Origin of the sequence: Clostridium tanneri (assembly GCF_033659955.1) — a bacterium.
In the GTDB taxonomy this organism is placed as follows: Bacteria; Bacillota; Clostridia; order Clostridiales; family Clostridiaceae; genus Clostridium_AM; species Clostridium_AM tanneri.
Genome location: NZ_JARUJP010000006.1, coordinates 15,684 through 37,678, shown reverse-complemented (window position 1 = coordinate 37,678; position 21,995 = coordinate 15,684). Strand labels below are relative to the sequence as shown.

19 protein-coding genes are annotated in these 21,995 nt (G+C 32.2%); 15 read left to right on the top strand and 4 right to left on the bottom strand.

Going from position 1 to position 21,995, the window contains the following annotated elements; all coding sequences use genetic code 11:
• The first annotated feature begins 11 nt into the window (after positions 1-11).
• The 5 genes from P8V03_RS06660 (at position 12) to P8V03_RS06640 (ending at position 5,309) form a co-directional block, all read left to right on the top strand.
• On the top strand, positions 12-1,178 hold the full coding sequence (locus P8V03_RS06660; RefSeq protein WP_318797442.1) for a tetratricopeptide repeat protein: 1,167 nt from the start codon (positions 12-14) through the stop codon (positions 1,176-1,178).
• 227 nt (positions 1,179-1,405) lie between these two features.
• Positions 1,406-1,675 (top strand): hypothetical protein, encoded by a 270-nt coding sequence (locus tag P8V03_RS06655; protein WP_261672548.1) that lies wholly within the window; start codon positions 1,406-1,408, stop codon positions 1,673-1,675.
• A 125-nt stretch (positions 1,676-1,800) separates the two neighbouring features.
• Positions 1,801-2,136, top strand: a complete 336-nt coding sequence (locus P8V03_RS06650; protein ID WP_261672549.1) for a cyclic-di-AMP receptor — start codon at positions 1,801-1,803, stop codon at positions 2,134-2,136.
• A 219-nt stretch (positions 2,137-2,355) separates the two neighbouring features.
• Complete coding sequence (gene trhA / locus P8V03_RS06645) at positions 2,356-3,006, top strand: PAQR family membrane homeostasis protein TrhA (protein WP_261672550.1); 651 nt, start codon at positions 2,356-2,358, stop codon at positions 3,004-3,006.
• A gap of 140 nt (positions 3,007-3,146) precedes the next feature.
• Entirely contained in the window at positions 3,147-5,309 is a 2,163-nt protein-coding gene (locus P8V03_RS06640; protein ID WP_318797436.1) for a YhgE/Pip domain-containing protein, read from the top strand.
• Between the two features lie 69 nt (positions 5,310-5,378).
• Here the strand turns inward: P8V03_RS06640 and P8V03_RS06635 are convergent, their stop codons facing one another.
• Positions 5,379-5,915 (bottom strand): CBO0543 family protein, encoded by a 537-nt coding sequence (locus tag P8V03_RS06635; RefSeq protein ID WP_318797433.1) that lies wholly within the window; start codon positions 5,913-5,915, stop codon positions 5,379-5,381.
• A 169-nt stretch (positions 5,916-6,084) separates the two neighbouring features.
• Here P8V03_RS06635 and P8V03_RS06630 point away from each other — a divergent pair, with 169 nt between their 5' ends.
• Complete coding sequence (locus P8V03_RS06630; RefSeq protein WP_318797431.1) at positions 6,085-8,613, top strand: cell wall-binding repeat-containing protein; 2,529 nt, start codon at positions 6,085-6,087, stop codon at positions 8,611-8,613.
• A gap of 261 nt (positions 8,614-8,874) precedes the next feature.
• Complete coding sequence (locus P8V03_RS06625; RefSeq protein ID WP_318797428.1) at positions 8,875-9,543, top strand: nitrite/sulfite reductase domain-containing protein; 669 nt, start codon at positions 8,875-8,877, stop codon at positions 9,541-9,543.
• A gap of 141 nt (positions 9,544-9,684) precedes the next feature.
• Here P8V03_RS06625 and P8V03_RS06620 read toward each other — a convergent pair whose 3' ends face one another.
• A complete protein-coding gene (locus tag P8V03_RS06620) occupies positions 9,685-10,605 on the bottom strand; it encodes a response regulator (protein WP_318797426.1) in 921 nt (306 codons plus the stop codon).
• A gap of 4 nt (positions 10,606-10,609) precedes the next feature.
• Positions 10,610-11,893, bottom strand: coding sequence for a sensor histidine kinase (locus tag P8V03_RS06615; protein WP_318797424.1), 1,284 nt, complete (start codon positions 11,891-11,893; stop codon positions 10,610-10,612).
• A gap of 425 nt (positions 11,894-12,318) precedes the next feature.
• On the opposite strand from P8V03_RS06615, the gene P8V03_RS06610 reads away from it, so the two are divergent.
• The 4 genes from P8V03_RS06610 (at position 12,319) to P8V03_RS06595 (ending at position 17,774) form a co-directional block, all read left to right on the top strand.
• Entirely contained in the window at positions 12,319-13,590 is a 1,272-nt protein-coding gene (locus P8V03_RS06610) for a cation:dicarboxylate symporter family transporter (protein WP_318797422.1), read from the top strand.
• Positions 13,591-13,872: 282 nt separating this feature from the next.
• A complete protein-coding gene (locus tag P8V03_RS06605) occupies positions 13,873-15,060 on the top strand; it encodes an anaerobic nitric oxide reductase flavorubredoxin (RefSeq protein WP_318797420.1) in 1,188 nt (395 codons plus the stop codon).
• Between the two features lie 69 nt (positions 15,061-15,129).
• On the top strand, positions 15,130-16,161 hold the full coding sequence (locus P8V03_RS06600) for a DUF362 domain-containing protein (protein ID WP_318797418.1): 1,032 nt from the start codon (positions 15,130-15,132) through the stop codon (positions 16,159-16,161).
• Between the two features lie 167 nt (positions 16,162-16,328).
• A complete protein-coding gene (locus P8V03_RS06595) occupies positions 16,329-17,774 on the top strand; it encodes an MDR family MFS transporter (RefSeq protein ID WP_261672563.1) in 1,446 nt (481 codons plus the stop codon).
• Positions 17,775-18,679: 905 nt separating this feature from the next.
• Here P8V03_RS06595 and P8V03_RS06590 read toward each other — a convergent pair.
• A complete protein-coding gene (locus tag P8V03_RS06590; protein WP_318797415.1) occupies positions 18,680-19,837 on the bottom strand; it encodes a transglutaminase domain-containing protein in 1,158 nt (385 codons plus the stop codon).
• A 204-nt stretch (positions 19,838-20,041) separates the two neighbouring features.
• On the opposite strand from P8V03_RS06590, the gene P8V03_RS06585 reads away from it, so the two are divergent.
• The 4 genes from P8V03_RS06585 (at position 20,042) to P8V03_RS06570 (ending at position 21,982) form a co-directional block, all read left to right on the top strand.
• Positions 20,042-20,254 carry a hypothetical protein gene (locus P8V03_RS06585; protein WP_261672565.1) on the top strand — a complete coding sequence of 71 codons (213 nt, stop codon included), beginning with the start codon at positions 20,042-20,044 and terminating at the stop codon, positions 20,252-20,254.
• 21 nt (positions 20,255-20,275) lie between these two features.
• On the top strand, positions 20,276-20,488 hold the full coding sequence (locus P8V03_RS06580) for a hypothetical protein (protein ID WP_261672566.1): 213 nt from the start codon (positions 20,276-20,278) through the stop codon (positions 20,486-20,488).
• A gap of 1 nt (position 20,489) precedes the next feature.
• Positions 20,490-20,780 (top strand): spore coat protein, encoded by a 291-nt coding sequence (locus P8V03_RS06575; protein ID WP_261672567.1) that lies wholly within the window; start codon positions 20,490-20,492, stop codon positions 20,778-20,780.
• Between the two features lie 107 nt (positions 20,781-20,887).
• A complete protein-coding gene (locus P8V03_RS06570; RefSeq protein WP_318797412.1) occupies positions 20,888-21,982 on the top strand; it encodes a S1C family serine protease in 1,095 nt (364 codons plus the stop codon).
• Positions 21,983-21,995: the final 13 nt, after the last annotated feature.

Below are 21,995 nucleotides of genomic sequence, written 5' to 3'. Positions count from 1 at the left end.
GGTGGTTTGTTATGGGGGAATTAATACAGTATTATAAACAAGGAATGAAGTACTTTGTTGAAGGAAGCTTAGATAAAGCTTTTAGTTATCTAACTTTAGTAGCTTCTGCGGGGATAGAAGAGGAGAAACTTAATAATGCTATTGCATTAATGCTTATATATAAAGGGAACTTCGAAGAAGCATATAAGATTTTTGCTCTTAATAATAAAAACTATAGAGACGGAATTAGTGAAAGATATTTATCAAGTATTGAGCAAATTAATAATTGTATAGAGAAACACAATTTAGCAGTAAGCTTAATTAAGCAGTATAAATATGAAGAGGCTTTATTTCACCTGCTTTCTTTAAGAACATTGGGCTTTAGAACTCTAAACGATGACATTTTGACATGTTCTATATATGCTATAAAAAGGGATTATGTGAAGTGTAAAGAAATACTGGAAGAAATGCACCTAATAAACAAAGAAGAAGTTTTTTACTATGAAATGAAGGATTATATAGATAAGAAAAAATATTCAAAGTTTAAGCTATACGCTGCTTCCGTTGCTGCAGTAGCAATTATTTTTTCATCTATTGCCATATCAGGATTTAATAAAAAATCCAATAATACTGAAAAGGAAGCTATTTCTAAACCAACTGTCAGCGTAAAGAAAACAAATGCAGAAACAGATTATAAAATACTGGCTAATCTAAGTAATGATATGATGAAAGAAAATCTATATGATTTTTGGGCGAAGGATAAAGAACTGGATTCATCTAAGTTAGATGAAAATAGCAGAAGCTTATATAATCAGTTGAAAAACACATTTAAAGATAAGGCAGAATCATATTTTTATAACAATGGACTAGAACTTTATAGAAGTGAAAATTATAAAAAAGCCTTTGAGTATATGTCTATTGCTTACGAAAACAAGAAGGGCAGCTATTTAGATGAACATATTATTTTTTATTTGGCTAAATCAGCCAAAGCCAGTGGAAAGGGAGGATCAGAATACTATAGGGAATACATAAATAAGTATCCAAAAGGCTGTTATATACAAGAATCCCTTTATGATTTAGCAATCATTGATTACAAGAGCAACAATATAAAAGAAGCTAAGAAGTATGCTTCTATTATAGTAGAACAATATTCTGATACTATGTATAATAATGATAAAATAAGAAGTATAATAGAGTAATGAATAATAGTATCTTAAAAGCTGAAGGCAGAAGCTCCTTCAGCTTTTAAAAATTAATTTAGTAATCTTCAGGTGTATAGTTGAGATAGTTTGGATTTACTGTAGTTTTTTTATTAACAATTGTATATAATTATTAATAAGCTATTAAATTTCCGTATTAGTTTATATTTTTATAGATGGTTGAAAAATATTAAAAAATAAACTGATATTTTACTAAGGAGGAAACTATGCTAAAAATCTGGGGAAGAATAGTTAAAAATGATAAAATAATTAAAGATGAAGTAGTTACGTCTAATCTTGAAGGAAGCTACCAAGATAATCTAAAGGCTTGCATTACTGAAATGTGTTATAAACTTGACATTTCAAAACCTTACTGGCTCCCTATCAATTTAGAAGAATATAATAATAGAAGTAAAACTAGTTTTACTGAGCATAATTTTATTGAGGAGATAGACTTTGATAAATTTATAATAGAAGAGTTAGATGTAAAAAAGTAGTTCTATACTTTAGCTAGAAAAGATGATCAGTAATATTTGCTGATCATTATTATTTAGGTTGTATTTAAAACTTAAAATACATTAGCCTTAATTTGGGTATAAACTAATAAAAGGGGATGATTTAAGTGAAACTAATTATAGCTATTGTCCAGCGAAAGGATGCAAATCCTTTGATAGACTCCTTGACAGAAGGTGGATTCAAGGTAACAAAGATAGCATCCACGGGAGGATTCCTTAAGTCCGGAAACACTACTCTTCTAGTAGGAGTAGAACAGCAGGAGGTTGATAACGTTATCTCTAGGATAAAAGAAAAATGCAAAGGCGAAACTAAGTCTGTAGAGACAGAGGATTCTTTGGCCAAGTCAATAAAGACATATGACTCTTACTCTGATAAGAAAGAGGTCAAGGTTGGTGGAGCAACTGTATTTGTCATTGATGTAGATAAGTTCAAGAAAGTATAGTTGATATAGGTAAATAAAAATCTATAAAATTATTATAAAATATAAGAAATAAAAAGATATTAGGTGATATACTGTGAAATTTAGATATAATGTACTAAATTAGCTAAATTAAGCCTTTGAAATATTAGTAGTATAAGTTTAGTATAAATATATAATGACATGTAGCTTTTAAAACTACATGGTATCGTAACAATATAAGATATTGGAGGTAATGATTCTATGTTTCACAATTTCAGAGAACCTGTTAGTGGTCTAACTCATTTATTTGGTGCTTTTGCATCTGTTATAGGTCTAATTGTTCTAGTGGTTTATTCGGTTATACAGCAAAGTACTTGGCATATTGTTACCTTTTCGGTTTTTGGAATAAGTTTAATATTGCTTTATACTGCTAGTTCAGTATATCATTTAGTTTCCATATCGGAAAAGGCAATTGCAATACTTAGAAGGATAGATCATTCTATGATATACGTTTTAATTGCAGGAAGCTATACTCCTATTTGTCTGATTGCACTTAGAGGTGCTTGGGGATGGAGTATTTTTGGAACAATATGGGGATTAACTATTGTGGGAATACTAGTAAAAAATTTTTGGTTTAATGCTCCTAGATGGATTTCAACAGCTTTTTATATTGGTATGGGATGGCTTGTTATTATTGCTATATATCCTTTAGGAAAGGTGCTTCCAGGGGCTGGAATGGCTTGGCTTTTCGCTGGAGGAATTTCTTATACTATTGGCGGAGTGATTTATGCTACTAAAAGACCTAGAATTAATTTTAAGCATTTTGGATTCCACGAAATTTTTCACATCTTCGTATTATTAGGAAGCTTTTGTCATTACTGGCTTATGTTTAAATACATGTTATATATTTAATAATAAGAAAGTCTCTAGTTTTAATAAGTTGAAACTAGAGGCCTTTTTTTATTTTTAGCTACATTATTGTTTTAAAAAATGTATGGTTTTTTTGATTTTTAGTAAACTAATGACATATAGAGGGGAGGTTGTGACAATTCATGAAAAATATACTTAAAATATATAGAAGAGACTTTAAAAATATAATAACAAACTGGGTTGCCCTAGTAGTTGTAATTGCTTTAATGATATTACCGGCACTCTATGCTTGGTTTAATATAAAGTCTGCCTGGGACCCTTATGGAAATACCGCTGGTATTTTAGTTGCTGTAGTCAATAAAGATAAGGGAGCACAGTTTAGTGGTCAAAAGCTAGATGTAGGAAAACAGGTACTAGAAAAGCTAAAAACCAATACTAGTATAGGTTGGAGATTTGTAGACGAGAAAACTGCAGAGGAAGGTGTTAAGTATGGAAAATACTATGCTAGTATTACAATACCTGAAAACTTTTCAAAGAGGCTATTAACAGTTGTAGAAAGTGAACCACAAAAGGCAGATTTAATCTATAAAGTAAATGAAAAAAGAAATGCAGTAGCTCCAAAGATTACTCAAAAAGGTGCAACAAGTCTTCAAGAACAACTAAATAGTACTTTTGTTAAAACAGTAAATGGCATAATATTTGATATTTTTAATAGATTAGGTATCGAACTAGAGGAGGGCAAACCTGTACTGCAAAGTTTTATAAATATAATTTTCGAAATTGATAATAGAATACCCCAGATAAATAAAGCTGTAGATGATCTATATAATGGAGTAGTAACTTTACAGGGATTTGTAAGAAGAGTTCAATCAGATTTGCCAATAGTTGAAGATACGATAGATAAGGCATCTAATGTAGTGAATACAGGTGAAAGCTTTTTGGTTAAAGTTAGAGATAGTCTAAAGAATGCAGCCCCATTAATCAAAGAAAATTTAGTTACCCTAGATAATGCTGCACATATAGCAGAGGATGAGATAAATGATGCAGCAGATTTAGCAGCTTCAAATCCAAGCAGAGCAAAAGAGCTATTATCAGTGGTGAGAGATAGATATAATAGAATAATAAAGGATACTAATGTTCTTTTGGATTTTCTTAAGTCCCTTGGAAATGCTTCAGACAATAAAGTTATAAAAGGTTCTATAAATTCATTAACAAACTTGAGAGATAGAATACAAGGTCATGTAAATAATATAAATTTTTTAATTAGTTCTATTGATAGAGGAGAGCAGGTGACAGCAGATATTTTAAGTACCCTTAAAAAGGATTCTGCAGCAATAACCAAGTTTTTAGATAGTGAAGTTAGCAATTTTGATACTGTAACAGCACCGGCAGTAAATAGTGTAATGGAGAACTCTATTGCAGTAGCAGATAATACCTTGAAGTTACTGGCAGATGCTAAAAATGATTTGCCTGTTGTAAGTGAATTGTTGAAAAAAGTCAATACAGGGACAGAATTGGGATTACAGGATATCACTGAATTGAAAGGAAGACTTCCAGCTACTATGGATGCTATACATACCACGGCAGAAAGGTTAAGAGCCTTAAATGATGATGATAAATTAAATGAGATTATAAGAATATTGAGATTGGATGCTCGAAAGGAAAGTGAATTTATTGCTAGTCCTATAAATTTAATACAGGACAGGATGTTTCCTATTCCTAATTACGGTTCTGCTATGTCACCATTTTTCACTTCCTTATCACTATGGGTTGGGTGTCTCATACTAGTTTCCATACTTTCTGTTGAAGTACCTGATCTAGAGGAAGGCAAAAGATTAAAACCACAGGAAATATATTTGGGAAGATATTTGACTTTTTTAACCATAGCTATCTTCCAAGCGCTAGTTGTAACTATAGGAGATATATACTTGCTTAAAACCTATGTTGCAAATCCGACAATTTTTATAATATATGCTGTATATATAAGTATAGTATTTAGCATGATTGTTTACACTTTGGTATCTGTATTTGGCAATGTAGGGAAGGCTTTAGCAATGATATTATTAGTACTTCAAATATCTTCCTCTGGTGGAACATTTCCTATAGAGGTTACACCAGCATTCTTTCAACATTTAAATCCCTTTATTCCCTTCACATATGCAGTAGGTGGAATGAGAGAAGCTGTTGGTGGAGTTCTTTGGGATTTGTTAGGTTATAATGCAGCTATTCTAGGAATTTACTTTTTTATTTTTATTATTATAGGAATAGCTTGGAAAGAGTTATTAAGTGGAATAATTACAAAATTTGTAGAGAAATTTAAAGAAAGTGGCTTAGTGGGAGAATAATATAATAAGATAAAAGAATATAACTAGTATATTTAATACTAGAGCCATCTCTAGTATTAAATATACTAGTTATATTTTTTCAAATTCATCTCTTTTAACAAGAAAATCTGCAAATAGATATATTATTATATAAATAGGAAATGAATAAATGGATTTCCAATTATCTGCACAATATATTTTTAAGTACCGAAAAAAAGGTTCAAAAACAAAAGTAGAAAGACTAGAGAAAACAAGTGCTTTTATAAAGGGACTTATTTTGGCCTTATATTGCAGTAAAAACATTATAAAAACAGGAAAAAGAGAAAAATCCCAAGGAATATATCCAGGAATAATAGGAACCACCTTCCAATTATAGTGCCATGCTCCAAGTATAACTCCAATAAAGTCTAGATAAGAGGTGATAAGCATAATTATAACTCCTACTAGTAATAATCTATAAGTACTTTCCTTTCTTTTAAATTTTATCCATAAAAGCCATGGAGTAATAGTTAAAATTACTAGTAACCACCACCGCCATTTAAATAGCATTTCTGCCTTCCAAAGATAAGACATTTTACTATTTGCATCTATAATTAACTTATAGATTTCATAAACTTTTTCTTCCATTATTTTACCTCTTAAATTAAAATATATGATTATTATTCCCGGAATTATCAGTAAATATATAATTGTTAAAATATAATAAGGACTTAAAGTTTACACAGAGTTAGGCATATTGTACAATGGAAGTATATGGTTACAACTTATATTAAAATATTTTTAAGGGGTGAAAATTTTGTTTAAGTGTTTTAAAAACAAAAAGTGGACAGCTGCGTTGATCACAGTGTTTATGCTCTTTTCCCTTTTAACACCTGGTGCCTTTACAGAAGTCAAAGCTGAGGAGCTAGTTAAGGTATTTGACCTAATAGAAATTACAGACTTTCATGGGGCATTGGAAGATTCAAGCACACCAGCACTTCCGGCAGGAGCAGTTCTTGCAAATAACATTAAAGATATAAAAAACTCAAATCCAGATAGAACTTTGATTATGGGTGGGGGAGATCTTTATCAAGGAACACCTATGTCCAATGTATTATTTGGAGTTCCAGTTCAAAAGTTAATGAGCAGCATAGGAATGGAAGTAACCACACTTGGTAATCATGAATTTGACTGGGGACTGGACAAGATTATAAACACTACAATGAAGGATGCTAAATATTCAATAATTTGTGCAAACCTTTATGATAAGAATAAAGGAAAAAGGGTCTTTGAGCCTTATAAAATAATAACAAAAGATGGGGTTAAAATAGCTGTTATTGGAGCTATATCTACAGAAACTCCAGGAATAGTTTTACCTGCAAATGTGCAAAATTATAAATTTACTGACCCAACAACAGAACTAAATGCTGTAGCAAAGGAAATTAAAAATAGTAAAAAAGCAGATGTAGTCCTAGCTTTACTACATGAAGGAAGTAATGCAGATAGCAAGACAGGCCCAGTATTTGATATAGCAGATAAGTTATCTAATGTAGACGCAGTGTTAGGCGGACATTCACATACTGTTGTACAAGCTAAAAGCAAAAATGGAATACCTGTTGTAATAGGAAAAGCACAGGGAAAAGGATTTATAGATTTAAAGATGACTATAGATGAAACAGGAAAAATATCCTTTAATAATGTAGAGCAAAGCTACATAGCTATTGACAATAATAATTTAAATGGATATAAAGCAGCAAAGCCAGTTATAGAATCAGGAGCAGCGGCTATTGTAGAAGAAGCTAAGAAAGCTGTTGGACCTACCTTTAATGAAGTAATAGGACATACAAATATAGATTTAACTAGAAAGCAAAGTAGTACTCCTTTTGGAGAATCCTATCTTGGAAATTGGACAACGGATATTATTAGAAAAGCGGGAAAGGCAGACGTAGCTTTTCAAAACAATGGAGGTATAAGAGTAGATGTGACTGCAGGAGATATTACTGTAGGTACAATATTTAGCCTAATGCCTTTTGATAATGAAGTGGTTACTGTTAATATGAATAAGATCCAACTGACTAAAGTGTTTGAACAAGCTGTAGCGGATAAAGGAAAGGGAATTCAGGTATCTGGACTAAAGGTTACCTATGATACTAGTAAGGCAGAAGGAAATAGGGTAACAAGCTTAACTAGAGAAGATGGAAAAGCTATTTCTGAAAGTGAAGTATTAAAAGTAGCAACTAATGATTTTCTAGCTTCTGGTGGAGACGGATTTCCGGCATTTACTGAATCGGAGGTTAAGGCCACTTTTAATAACCCACATATACTTGTAAGAGATGTGTTAATAGAAGATGTAAGGGCTAACAAGGGAATAGTTACTACTATGAATAATAGACTTGCTGTTGCTGCAGAATCAACTGTAGGTCAGACAGTTACAATAAAGGGAGAAGACAGATATGAAACTGCCGCTAAGATTTCACAGGCTGGATGGGAGAAGGAATCTAATACTGCAATAATAGTAAATGGAGAGACTTTCGCTGATGCACTTACAGCAGCACCACTAGCTAAACAAAATAATGCGCCAATACTTTTAACTCAGACAAATAAGCTGCCAGAAACTACAAAGGCTGAATTAAGAAGATTGAAATCAAGATTTATTATTATAGTAGGCGGAGAAGGCGTAGTATCTAAGGAGATAGAGACAGAGCTTAATAAAATAGCCTTAGAAAATGTAGGGGTATTAAAGATAATGCCTAAAGTAATGCGAATAGGAGGTTCAGATAGATTCGAAACTTCTGTCAATGTTGCTAAAGCTATTGAAAATTCTACTAGTGCTGTCATAGCAAATGGATACGAATATGCAGATTCCTTGTCAATATCATCAATAGCTGCAGCAAAGGGAATTCCTATACTTTTAACAGATAAAAATAAACTTCCTGAAAAGGTAAGTGCATATTTATCAGAAAAGAAATTAATAGATTCTTATATAGTTGGTTTAGAAGGATCTGTAGATAAAAATGTTGAAGCAGAGGTAAATAAGGTAGTTTCTAAAACTACTTTAAGATTAGGCGGCAGAGATAGGTATGAAACTAACATAAGTATATTAAAGTATTTTGAAAAGGACATGAGTTTTGATAAACTGTACTTAGCACTTGGAGACGGACCTAAGGGAGATGAATTTGCAGATGCTCTTTCTGGCGCGGCTTTAGCAGCAGAGGGTAATGCACCGATGATTTTAACAAATAATTCAGTTTCTAAGGAAACATTAAATTATATGAAAGATAAAGTTAAATCGAATACTGTTATTATATTGATTGGTGGACAGACTTCAATTCCTAAATCCTTTTAAGGTATCTTATAACTACATTACTAAGTTACTAGAGAAGAAATAAAGTTATTAGTTAACTGTTTTTAGATATATTAGTATATCTAAAAGCAGTTAATTTTTTTCTGAAATTTAGATAAATTATGGATATAGTCATTATATTTGTAACAAATATTACAGACAGTAAAAATCTTTAATGTTATAATCATATTCGTACTATAGGTTATAGGTAACATTTAAAAAATTCAACAGTAAACAAGAAGTTTAATGAACAGGAGAGAGATTATGGGTAACAATTTTGGTAACTTACAAAAAATAATAGATGGGAAAAGAAAATTTGCAATAACACCATATATTCCAGGTGGGTTTATTCTTCCAGAAACTCTTGAAAAGATAGCAAGAGTTACAAAAAAGTATAATGGAGTACTAAAAATTACATCAGGACAGAGAATATTGATAACAAATTTAGAGGAAAGTGATCTGCCAGCTATTTGGGAAGAGTTAGGTATGGAACCAGCGGTAAAGACACAAAATTCAGTTAAGAATGTAGAAATGTGTCCTGCAGGTTTTTGCAAAAGATCAAAACATAATACCATTGGTATAGGAATGAAACTAGCTAAAAAATATCAGTGGATGGATATGCCTTGTAGGACAAAGATAGGTGTTGCAGGATGTAGAAATGCCTGCGGTAGTGTGTACAGTAAGGATATAGGGGTAATAGCAGATATTCCAGGAATGATGGTAATTGCAGGCGGATCTGCAGGGTATAATCCAAGACTAGCAGATATTATAGCAGCAGAACTAACAGAGGAACAGGCAATAAAGTTAGTGGATAGTATTTTTGATTACTATAAAGAAAATGCAGAAGCAGGGGAAAAATTAGGATTCTTTATAGATAGAATAGGAGTAGAAAAATTTAAAAATGATGTACTAAAGAGAGTTGAATTATCTTAAGCAGGAAAGGTTAACTGTATGGTAAGATAATAGGGAAGAAGAATGCATTGTTCAGAAAAACTTAAATCCAAAAGGACAGCTTATTAACTTATCTACAAGCAGTAAGCTGTCCTTAATTTATGCATATAAATATTAGGTTGTTTAAAGCCTTTTTTTACACTCTAGGTATAAAACTTTTACAAATTTTTTTATGTTAATTCGAGTATTAGATATAGAAGGCTTAGTTCCGTTTTTTAATTCCATCATTATTTTTCTAACCTCTGTAAAATCAAAAAATTTAGAGGCGTATTCTTCAAACTTAGGATTTGAATAATCTGTTAAACCTAGTGAAGCTAGATGGTTTAGAGCTTGAAATATTGATCTTCTTATCCGTTGTTCAGATGCTTTAATTTCTTTTTTTAAATCTGAGGAATCTGCTGAGGTTCCAAGCTTATTCAAGGCTATTGTAGTAAAAATGTCCTTTAAAGGAGGAAAGTCATGTTCAGAAGCTTTATCTTTTTCGTAGTTTACTAGATATTTTAGCATATCTAACAAATCTTTACTGCCACTTTCACCTATCATCCCTAGTTCCATTAGAAGAAACTGACCTGAACTGACTATGCTTTCATTATTAAGAATAGGGAATTTCTTTTCTTTAGATTTTCCAACTTCAAGAATACTTAGTGCTTTTTGAATATCTAATATAGATTTTTCTAAATGTATATGTTCTAATAATTTTCGGATAACACCTACTACTTCTAGACGATTAATTGGTTTTGTAATATAGTATTCCACTCCAAGAGAGTAGGCTTCTCCAATAATTCCTTTATCTTCTACCTGAGAAAGCATAATGATTTTTCCATTAAAAGAGCAATTTAAATTACGGACAGTTTCGATACCATCTCTAATGGGCATTAGTAAGTCAATAATTAGGATATCTACATTCTTTAATTCTAGTAAATGATGATCTATTACTGAACCGTTATCTGCTTCTCCTACAACTTCACCTAAATCATAATCTTCAATAATTTCAGCTAACATAGAGCGAATAGCCTCGTCATCATCGGCAATAAAAAAACGCATGGTATCATCCTTTCTTAATTAAACTATTAATTGGTATCTTTATAGTAAAAATTGTTTCATTTTTTTCAGTGATAGATTCAACTGTTAATGTGCCATTAAGATTTGCAACTAATTCTTTCACATAAGGCAGTCCCATGCCTGTTGATGGATTTCCAGATACGTCATACTTGGTAGTGTATCCTGGTTTGAAAATTAATTCCTTTTTCTTTTGGGGTATACCTACACCATTGTCCCATACTGTAAATTGAACTAAGTGGTCAGTTTTATTAATGGAAATTTTAATTAAACCTGAATCCACAATAGATTCTACTGCATTAGAGACTAAATTATTGATAATAGATAAAACAGTGTAAATATGTAACGGAGGCAGCTGCCCTTGAATATTAGAAATAAATGTAATGTTTTTATTAAGTAACATAGCATAATTTTTATTTGTTTTAAGGATAATATTGTATATTTTTAATATATCCATATAATCACTAGAACTTTCTGCAGAAATTAATTTATTAAGACCTGCATAAATTCTTTGGTTGTCTTTTTTGATTTCATGAATTTCACCAGCCAATTGTAATATTTCTTTAGATATCTCTTCTACAACTAAAGGTGAGTTGCTTTTTTCTAGCTTTCTATATAAATTATAACATTTTCTTGTTATATCCTCTGAATCTCTGAGGGTTTTCTTCAATTGAATAGATTCTTCATATAAGTTAGAAATAAGAGACAGCATATGAATGTTACGTTCTTGGTGCTGTTTAGATTCTAACTTTGCTTCATGTAGTTTTAATACAGTAAAAAAGCTTAGAGCAAAAAAGCTTCGTATAATTGCTATAATAATAATCTTACTAAGCATAGGTAGAGTGATCAAATTTCCTAAAACAAAGTGTCTAACAGATAACTCAACTATAGCAGAGGTTATTTCAATAAATATAGACATAAAACCAATAATTAAAGGTTTACTATGAAAGTTATTCACTCTTACAAGATAAAAGAGACTAGAGTATGTAGCATAATAAAAAGCTGAAGAAAAGTGAATAATGAAATCATATTCAAATTGAAATCCCCTGTTTACTATCCAATCTAAAGCTATACGGAAAGAGATAACAGAGATTCCAACAATGAATCCAGATAAAACTAGCCAATATCTCTTTCGAATCCACAGCAAAAAAAAGAAAAAGGCTGTAGTGCCAAAACTAACTCTGAAGGTATCATTAAAAGGGTAGAACTTTAATTCACCAGTTAAAGGTACAGTAATTATCATTAAAGCAAGAATGATTAAATCTTCTTTCAATAGGTCAGCACTCCTTTGCACGTATTATGTAAAAAGTAATTGGGAAATATCCATAAATCAGAATAACAGAAAATTCAACAATATACTAGTGCCAAATATAATTAAATACTAATCTATAAGTTGAGTGCCGGGTATATCTACCAAGGCTAAATAAGAGAATTAGATATTTTATTTATTTCTGAATAATTTTAAAATTAAGTGAAAAGTTGGTTTTATTCTTTAAGTATTTAAAATAAAAAATGAGATTTAAGTCAATAGTCTATTAAATGGTAGTTTGGACAATGAATTATTCATTTTTTGAAAAATTTTTATAAGATTATTTGTAGTTTTTTGTTGGATTTCGTAGTTTGGGTTATAAAATTTATTCATGATAACAGATCATAAATTTAATTGTATATAGAAAGTAAAAGGAAAGGTGGTACTATATGAAAAAGTTTAAGTTTGGTTTAGCAGCACAAATTGTTGTAGGACTTATATTAGGTATTATAGTCGGTGCTGTTTTTTATGGTAATCCAGCGGTAGAAACTTATTTAAAACCTTTTGGAGATATTTTTCTTCGCTTAATAAAGATGATAGTTGTGCCAATCGTATTTTCATCACTAGTTGTAGGTATTGCAGGAGCAGGAGATATTAAGCAGGTTGGTAAATTAGGTGGGAAGACTATTTTATACTTTGAAATAGTAACTACCGTGGCTATCGTAGTAGGTTTATTAATAGGTAATCTATTCCATCCAGGAACAGGAATAGATATGAGTTCTCTTACAAAAACCAATATATCTACTTATGTAGATACAGCTGAGCAAGTAGGACATCATAGCTTTGCGGATACATTTATAAACATTGTTCCAACAAATATTTTTCAAGCATTAACTAAAGGGGACATGCTTGCTGTAATATTCTTTTCAGTTATCTTTGGATTAGGAGTTGCAGCAATTGGAGAAAAAGGAAAACCTGTTCTTCAATTCTGTCAGGGAACTGCAGATGCAATGTTCTGGGTAACAAACTTAATTATGAAAACTGCTCCAATTGGTGTATTTTCATTAATAGGAGTTACCGTTTCTAAATTTGGATTAAAGTCTTTAATTCCATTAGGAAAGCTCGCCATAACTACTTATGGAGCAATGATTTTCTTTGTACTTGTTGTCCTTGGATTAGTAGGAAAGATTATTGGAACAAGTATAATAAGCATTATAAAAATACTAAAAGAAGAGCTTATTCTTGCTTATAGTACTTCAAGTTCAGAAACAGTTCTTCCTAAAATCATGGAGAAGATGGAGAAATTCGGATGTCCAAAATCTATTGCAACTTTTGTTGTACCAACTGGATATTCCTTTAATCTAGATGGATCTACATTATATCAAGCAATTGCCGCTATATTTATAGCTCAAATGTATGGAATTCACTTGCCGATTTCAGAGCAAATTAAATTAGTGCTAGTACTTATGGTAACTTCAAAGGGAATAGCAGGAGTACCAGGGGTATCCTTCGTAGTATTACTGGCTACCTTAGGTTCTGTTGGAATTCCTTTAGAGGGGCTGGCATTTATTGCTGGAATAGACCGTATTTTAGATATGGCAAGAACTGCTGTTAACGTAGTTGGTAATTCCCTAGCTGTAGTTGTTATATCTAAGTGGGAAGGTCAGTATAATAAGATAAAGGGTCAGAAGTACTTAGAAACCTTTGAAAAGGCTGCTTAGATAAATATTATTTTATTAGCCAAACTCTATCATTGACTATAATTTAGTCAATGAATATTCAAATACATGTTATCCCTATATTTGATGACCTTGTTCGATTTAAAGAACAAGGTTATTTTTTTAAAAAATTTTTGTTTTATAAGAGACTATGCTTTAAGACAAATTGATAGTCAAATAAGTGAAATAAAGTGAGGAAGAAAAATACTTCTTTGTAATAAATAAAAGATGGAATTTGTGGCAAAATAAAGGAAACATCAATATTATAAAGGGAGTGTGTTGCTCGTGAGTTTTAAAATTAATGATAAAGTAACATGGGTAGGTAAAATAGATTGGGAACTTAGAAAGTTTCATGGAGAGGAGTATTCTACTCACAAGGGTTCCTCTTATAATTCATATTTAATAAGAGACAAAAAAACAGTATTAATGGATACAGTATGGCTCCCCTTTGCTAAAGAGTTCATTATCAATCTGAAAAAGGAAATAAACCTAAAAGAAATAGACTACATAATTATGAACCATTCAGAGCCAGATCATAGTGGAGCTCTTCCAGAGCTTATGAAGGAGATACCAGATGTTCCTATATACTGTACTAAAAATGGTGCTAAATTGCTAAAAGGACATTACCATCAGGATTGGAATTTTGTTGAGGTGAAGACAGGGGATACCTTAGACATTGGAGACAGCAAGTTAACCTTTGTTGAGGCAAAAATGCTTCACTGGCCAGATACAATGTTCACATATATGTCAGAAGAAAATATACTGTTTAGTAACGATGCCTTTGGACAGCACTATGCATCGGAGTATATGTATAATGACCTAGCAGATACCTGCGAACTGTACCAGCAGGCAATAAAATACTATGCAAATATATTAACTCCTTTTAGTGTTTTTGTGGAAAAGAAAATTAATGAGGTACTGGCGTTGAATTTACCAGTAGATATGATATGCACCAGCCATGGTGTCATATGGAGAGATAATCCATTACAAATAGTAAACAAATATTTAGAATGGGCAAAAAATTATCAAGAAAATCAGATTACTATTATATATGATAGTATGTGGAATGCCACAAGGAGAATGGCAGAACTAATTGGAGAAGGAATAAAGAAATCTGATAGTACTATAAATTTGAAGATATTTAATTCAGCAAAGACTGATAAAAATGATGTGATAACAGAGATTTTCAAATCAAAGGCTATACTTGTTGGATCATCTACAATAAATAAAGGCATTCTTTCATCAACTTCAGGAATATTAGAAATGATACGAGGTTTAGGCTTTAAAAATAAAAAAGCAGCAGCCTTTGGAAGCTATGGTTGGAGTGGAGAGAATATAAAGATGATTACTGAAGATTTGAAAAAGGCAGGCTTTGAGGTAGTTAACGATGGTATAAAGGAATTATGGTATCCCGGTGAGGAAGAAGAGGATAGATGTAAGAAATTCGGAGAGGATTTTGTTAAAGAATTATAGAATTAATATAAAAGTCCTTATAACCTAACTATAAGGACTTTTATATTGTCTAATTAGGGGGTACATTTTATGGCAAAGGTATATTTTAAAGAGATAGAGTCTTACTCGAAAACTGCTGAAATAAGCAAGGCAGCTGCAGAGCTTATAAGGGAACTTGTTGAAAGGGAAGGGATAAGTTTAGAGAAGTTTATACCTTTAAAGGTTCATTTTGGTGAAAAGGGAAACAAGACCTTCATAAAATCAGAAAACTTTAACGGAATAATAGAGTACTTAAAAGAAAGAGAAATAGAAAGTGCCTTTATCGAGACCAATGTATTATATATGGGAGAAAGGACAACTAAAGCAAAGCATATGAAACTGGCAGAGGAACATGGATTCACTCAGCTGCCTGTAATAATAGCAGATGGTGAAAATGGAGAAGCCTATGAAGCTGTAGAGATAAATAAAAAACATTTTGAAAAATGTAAGATAGGTAGGGAGATTGCAATACAGAGGCAGGTTATTGTTCTCAGTCATTTTAAAGGACACGGTCTTGCAGGGTTTGGTGGTGCTATAAAGCAGCTTGCTATGGGCTGTGCCTCTAGAGGAGGAAAGCTTGACCAACATGCTAATTCAAAACCTAAAGTTAATTATTTTAAGTGTAAAGCATGTAAAATCTGTGCCGCTAACTGTCCAGAAAATGCAATAATTATAGGAACAAAGGCAAAAATAGATAAAAACAAATGTGTAGGCTGTGCAGCCTGTCAGGCTAGATGTCCTTACGGTGCTATTTCAAATAGCTGGGTTCAATCTCTGTCAAAATCCTTCAATGAAAGGTTAGCAGAATATGCTTATGCCGCTGCAAAGGATAAAAGGAATGTATATATAACTTTTGCTTTTAATATCACGAGAGGCTGTGATTGTGAAGGACATAGTATGAAGCCAATAGCAAAGGATATAGGAGTATTTGCTTCAACAGACCCAGTGGCTATAGATAAAGCTTGCTTAGATGCTCTAGATAAGGCATCAGGTAAGACAGTATTTAAAAGAGGAAGAAACACTCTTGAGTATGCAGAAAAAATAGGACTAGGAAGTATGGAATATGAATTAGTTCAGATATAGTATATTTAGCCACATTAGGAAAAACTCTTGATGTGGTTTTTGATGTAGGTTAACATTAGAGTAGTTAAATTTACATATAAATAAGGTTGGCAATTTTTTATATTAATGATAGAATGTTATTTGTTGTTTTGAAAACAGAATTATAACATAAAGGAAGTGATGTCCACATGGATTCGAAAAAAAGAAGCATAGTTATAGCTATAATGGTAGCAATGTTTCTTGGTGCTGTAGAAGGAACCGTTGTTACTACTGCTGTGCCAACAATAGTAAGAGAATTAAATGGTTTTGAGTTAATAAGCTGGGTTTTCTCTTTATACTTGCTAACATCAGCTATTTCTACACCTATATATGGAAAGCTAGCTGACTTATATGGAAGAAAGAATGTTCTTTCCATAGGAATAATAATTTTTCTAATAGGTAGTTCACTATGTGGCTTATCAAGAAGCATGCATCAGCTGATAGCCTTTCGTGCACTACAGGGACTAGGTGCAGGGGCGATTTTTACTGTAACTTATACTATAGTAGGTGATGTTTTCGATCTTTCAGAGAGAGCAAAGGTACAAGGCTGGATAAGCAGCACCTGGGGAATAGCTAGTCTTGCAGGACCGTTTTTAGGTGGTTTTTTAATAGATTATCTTTCATGGCATTGGATTTTCTTTATAAATATACCTTTTGGAATACTGTCTATATGGCTGCTTCAAAGAAATCTAAATGAAAATTTTACAAAGAAAAAATGCAAGATTGATTATGCAGGTACTGTAGCTTTATCCAGTGCTATTATATTCCTTTTATATGGTACAATGGCAGGAGGAAAAGGTTCTTTTTCTATAATGATATCTTTAATGGCAACGGCTTTAGCCCTAGCAGCCTTCTACTTTATAGAAAAAAGAGCAGAGGAACCTATCATTCCCTTTGAAATTTTCACAAAGACTAATATAATTGTAAATATTATTAGCTTTTTAGCTTCAGCGGTATTGATTGCAGCAGATGTTTATATGCCTTTATACATGCAAAATGTTTTAGGGTTTGGAGCAACTATTTCTGGGTTATCAATGGCACCTATGTCTGTAACCTGGCTTTTATCTTCAGTGGTTCTTGGTAAAGCTATACCTAAGTATGGAGAAAAAATAGTAATTGGAGTATCTTCTCTTATTATATTAATAAGCTGTATATTCCTACCAACCTTAGATGTTAACTCATCTCTATTGTTAGTTATAATCTATGTTTCTATAATGGGATTTGGTTTTGGAGGATGTTTTACAACCTTAACAATAGTAGTACAATCCTCTGTAGATTATAGTAAAAGAGGGGCAGCAACGGCTTCTAACTCTCTTGTACGTACATTGGGACAGACTATAGGTGTAAGTGTTTTTGGAAGTATGTTTAATTTAAGTATTATTAAATACTTTAGCAAGTTAGGTATCATGGGCATAGATCCGAGTAATCTTTACTCTGCATCAAGTGCTAGCACAGGGGTATCTCTTGAACAGATAAAAGCTTCCTTAAACTCAGGACTTCACTTAGTGTTTATAGTATTAATATGTATTACTGCAATTAGTTTATTGTTATCTTTTACACTTCCAAGTGGATTAAAGAATGAGGAAGTAGCCTAGCAGATTATTGAGACACAAAGGTGGCTTAGCAATTAGACTTGGCAGCCTGTGCATATGAGCAGATATATAGTGCTCTGTTAGCCCTCTCATCGACAACAGCCTCTAATGTTGGCTCGATTTTCAAAAAGGTCAAATTTTTCAATGCATCTCTTCGAGAGCTGAAAAATCTGAATCCTTTTTGAACTCACCAACATAAGAGGCTGTAGTCTTGTTCGAAGCTAACTGCCGCACTATATATCTACCCACACACAGGCTACAAAGTTTTAATTCTTATTACAAGTTTCCTTTTGTCTAAATAAAATTACCCTTAGATTATAGGGCGACAAGCCCTTGTGTTATAAGATTTTTAATAGAATTGCAGAAGAGTTTTTACTAAATAAACAGTTATTTTATCTGTCCGGAGGGACTCTACAAAGTATTTAAGCATAAAAGAATAAGTGTCATAGCTTGATTAAGAACCTTTCATTTACCAGAATTACAAACTTTAAGTACATAGAGTAGTTATATCTACGCTCCGCATTTTTATTTATAAGTTTTAACAATTAATCTGACCAATAATACTACTAGCACTTTGGTTTATTAGCTATGCTACCGCATAGATTTTATATGTGATGACGGATATAATAAAACTTTTGGCTGCACTAAAAACAGGTGTGTAGGTAGAGGTATACTGAGTAGAAAGCTTCGAATAAGGGTTAGAAGGTCTTATGCTAGCGATTTCCAAAATGTTAACGAAAACTCAGCTTTCGCAGAAAGCATTGAGTTTGAGTTCATTTTCGAAGTTGAGCCAGCATTAGACCTTCTTCCTGAAATGAGGGCTTTCAAGCAGTATACCTCTATCGGTCACACCGGTGTTCAGTGCACCAAAACTTTTGTGTCCCATCATACTTTAAGTGTTATCATTTCTACTCAAAAGTCACAGTTAGATATTCTGAATTTGTAATTTCATCTGTATAATGGCTCCAACTGTAAGCTCCGTCTTTCCAAAGCTCATTGTATATTTTAGTTACTGCCTTTTCTACATCATAAATACTTTCACTGTAATTTGAAATCCTAAAGGTTAACTCTGAGTTATTTTGTCTAACAGCTTCTTTTATAGAACTATAAAACTCGTTATAGTTTTTCACTACTTTAATAGCGTTGCCTCTTCTGTCCTTCTCTACTAAGTTTAAATTATTAAAACTGTAGGTTGTACTAGTGCATTTTGGATAATTGTTTTTATTCCATCTATGATTTTTTACTATTTGTTCATCGGTAATATTAAAGTAAGAATATCTAGGTTCATTAGAGCTATTTTCCGTAACTGGATCATTCCAAGTTGGATCTAAGTGGTAATATTCACCACCTATTTTAACTATATTCCAAGCATGACTAATCCAGCCTGTTTCGTCTTTAGCCTCACCAATTATTATTTTTGACTCAATGCCAACAGCTTTTAGCAGCCTGTCCATAAGCTCTGCATATCCTTGACAAACTCCTGTCTTATTTGCTAGTAAACCATAAGCAGTATAGGATTCCTTTGGCATATTTTTAGTAAATAGTCTTTCATCGTACTGAGCATTATTTACTATATAATCATGAAGAGCAGCTTCCTTTTCATAATCCTTCATTTCTGATTTTATAACTTTATTTACTATCTCATCAACCTTTTGTTGCACAAATTTTTCTTTGTTTATCAGATTTTCTTTACTATCATAATACTTAAAGTTAAGTGTTAACTTTGCTGGAATAGAATTTACCACTGTTATAGTTGTACCTTCAATAATACCTAATAATTGAGGAGTTTCCTGTGATATTTTACCAACTACATCTAAATTATAAGTCTTTTCACTATAATTTAATGTTCTTAAAGTTAAGGTGCTATCATAATTAAGCATTGCATCCTTTACAGCAGCATAGTATTGATCATAATTAGTGACTACCTTTAAATCTCCACTATTGATTTTGCTTCCAGAAAGATTGTACCACACCTCCTCTGTCTTATCATAGTAAACCATACTAAAAAAAGCAAATAGTAAAAGCATACAAATTCCTAGAAGGATTCTAAATCTTTTTTTAAACATAATAGTCTCCTTTTATTCCAATAGTTCATATTTCGAAGTTAACATAGTTCCTTTATAAGCACAATGATAATATAAATACAGCTTTAGTAATTAATTCACAATAAGGTTTTCATTAAATTTATAGATGTAAATTTCCAGTTTATATAACTTAAATATGGTTAATATAATATCAGGCTTTTACTATTAACTATTTGGAGGAGAAAAATGGATATAAAAAGTAATGTGGATTTAGAAAAGCTCAATAGAATAGATAGCGGGCAGTCCTTTGAGTATAGGGATATAGTTAAAGAGGATCTGCCACTTAGCAGACATCCAGAAGATGGAGCGTTGTTTAAAAAGGAAGTTGAAGATGGTGTCGTTGATGATGTAGTAGTTAGCGATCCAGGAGCTAACCACATTGAATATAAAAAGTTATAAACTAAATTTGGAGGTGTTATAGTGAGAAAACTTTCAGAAGGTGAATTATTATCTTTAACAGGATTATTAACAATGGAAAAGGATGGCTTAATATTAGCAAAGGCCATGCAAAATCTAATAACAGATGACGAATTAAAAAAACAGGCAGAGGCTAGCGTATTAGCTATGGAAGGCAGGATAAAAGGTATACAGCAATTTATAAATGAAAATGAAATAACTGGGGAGGTGCAATAGTATGGCAAATTTCATAAGCAATATGGTTAAAAACGGAACAGATATGGATGATGCAGTTATAGCTAACAGCATGATGGGGTCTGCAAAAGCTGCTGCAGATGCCTATCTTAATGCTACTATGCTTAGTGCAACTCCAGAGCTAAGAGCTATGTATGCATCAAGTTTAAATCAAATAATTGCTGGTCACTCAGCTCTTGTAGAATTAACTGTAAATCGTGATTGGGAAAAACCTTATAATTCACCTGTACAGCAGTTAGCTGAGGCTTATGATAAATCTAAAGACACAGTTTAGTTGAATATATTTTACAAAATAAACCAAAGGATATCTGCCTAAAATAACAAGCAGATATCTTTTTTGATGAATAAGAAAACATTTAGAAAGGAAATGGAGGAGTAATTATGTATTTTGGATATAAAAAAGGTTTTTCTTCATGTCCATTTGGTAAATACATAACATCTATTGGAGTATTAATAAGCATTTTAATTACAAATAGTGGATGCACTAATTTATCTTCAAATTCCCTGCAGCCAGCAGCACCTCAGGGAGCTAATATCCAGCAGGGAAAAACAACTATAGGTAACAGTACAAGTGCCTCAGAAGTGGCCTCAAAGGTATCTCCATCAGTAGTTGGAATTACAGCAACGGTTATTGGAGAAGGTGGGAAAAAGGTACAGGGAGTCGGGTCGGGGATTATAGTGGATGAAAGGGGATATATTTTAACTAACAACCATGTAGCAGGAAGGAATGTAGAAAATATAGTTGTATATTTATATGACGGCAGAGAAGTAGGTGGAACAAATCTTTGGGCTGATCCTGTTCAGGATCTTGCAGTTGTTAAAATTGACACAGATAGGTTAACGGCAGCGGAACTAGGTGATTCACAGGGAATAAGAGTGGGAGAACAGGCTATTGCCATTGGAAACCCATTAGGACTAACCTTCCAAAGAACAGTGACTGCAGGAATTATTAGTGCGGTAAACAGGACTATAGAAGTCCAAGGAGGAAATTTCATGGAGGGGTTAATTCAAACAGACGCATCTATAAATCCAGGAAATAGCGGAGGACCACTAATTAATGCAAATGGTCAAGTAGTAGGCGTTAACACTGTAAAGGTGCTTACGGCAGAGGCTATGGGTTTTGCTGTTCCAATTAATATTGCTAAGCCTGTAATAAGCAAAATAGTCAGGGATGGTAAATTTGCAACTCCTACTATGGGAATTCAAGGATTAGACAAAGAGCTTTCTAAAGCATATGGGTTTAAGGCTACCGAAGGAGTGCATGTATATGATTGTAAGGATGGCGGATGTGCTCAAAAAGCTGGAATTAAAAAGGGAGATACTATTTTAGCTGTTAACGGAAAAGCAATAAATACTGCATGCCAATTAAAAGAAGAGTTATATGCAGTAGGGCCAGGAAAAAATATAAAACTCAAAATAAAGGATACTAGTGGCAAAGAAAAGAATGTATCCTTCACTTTAGAGGAATGGAAGTAAAATAATGGTTTAA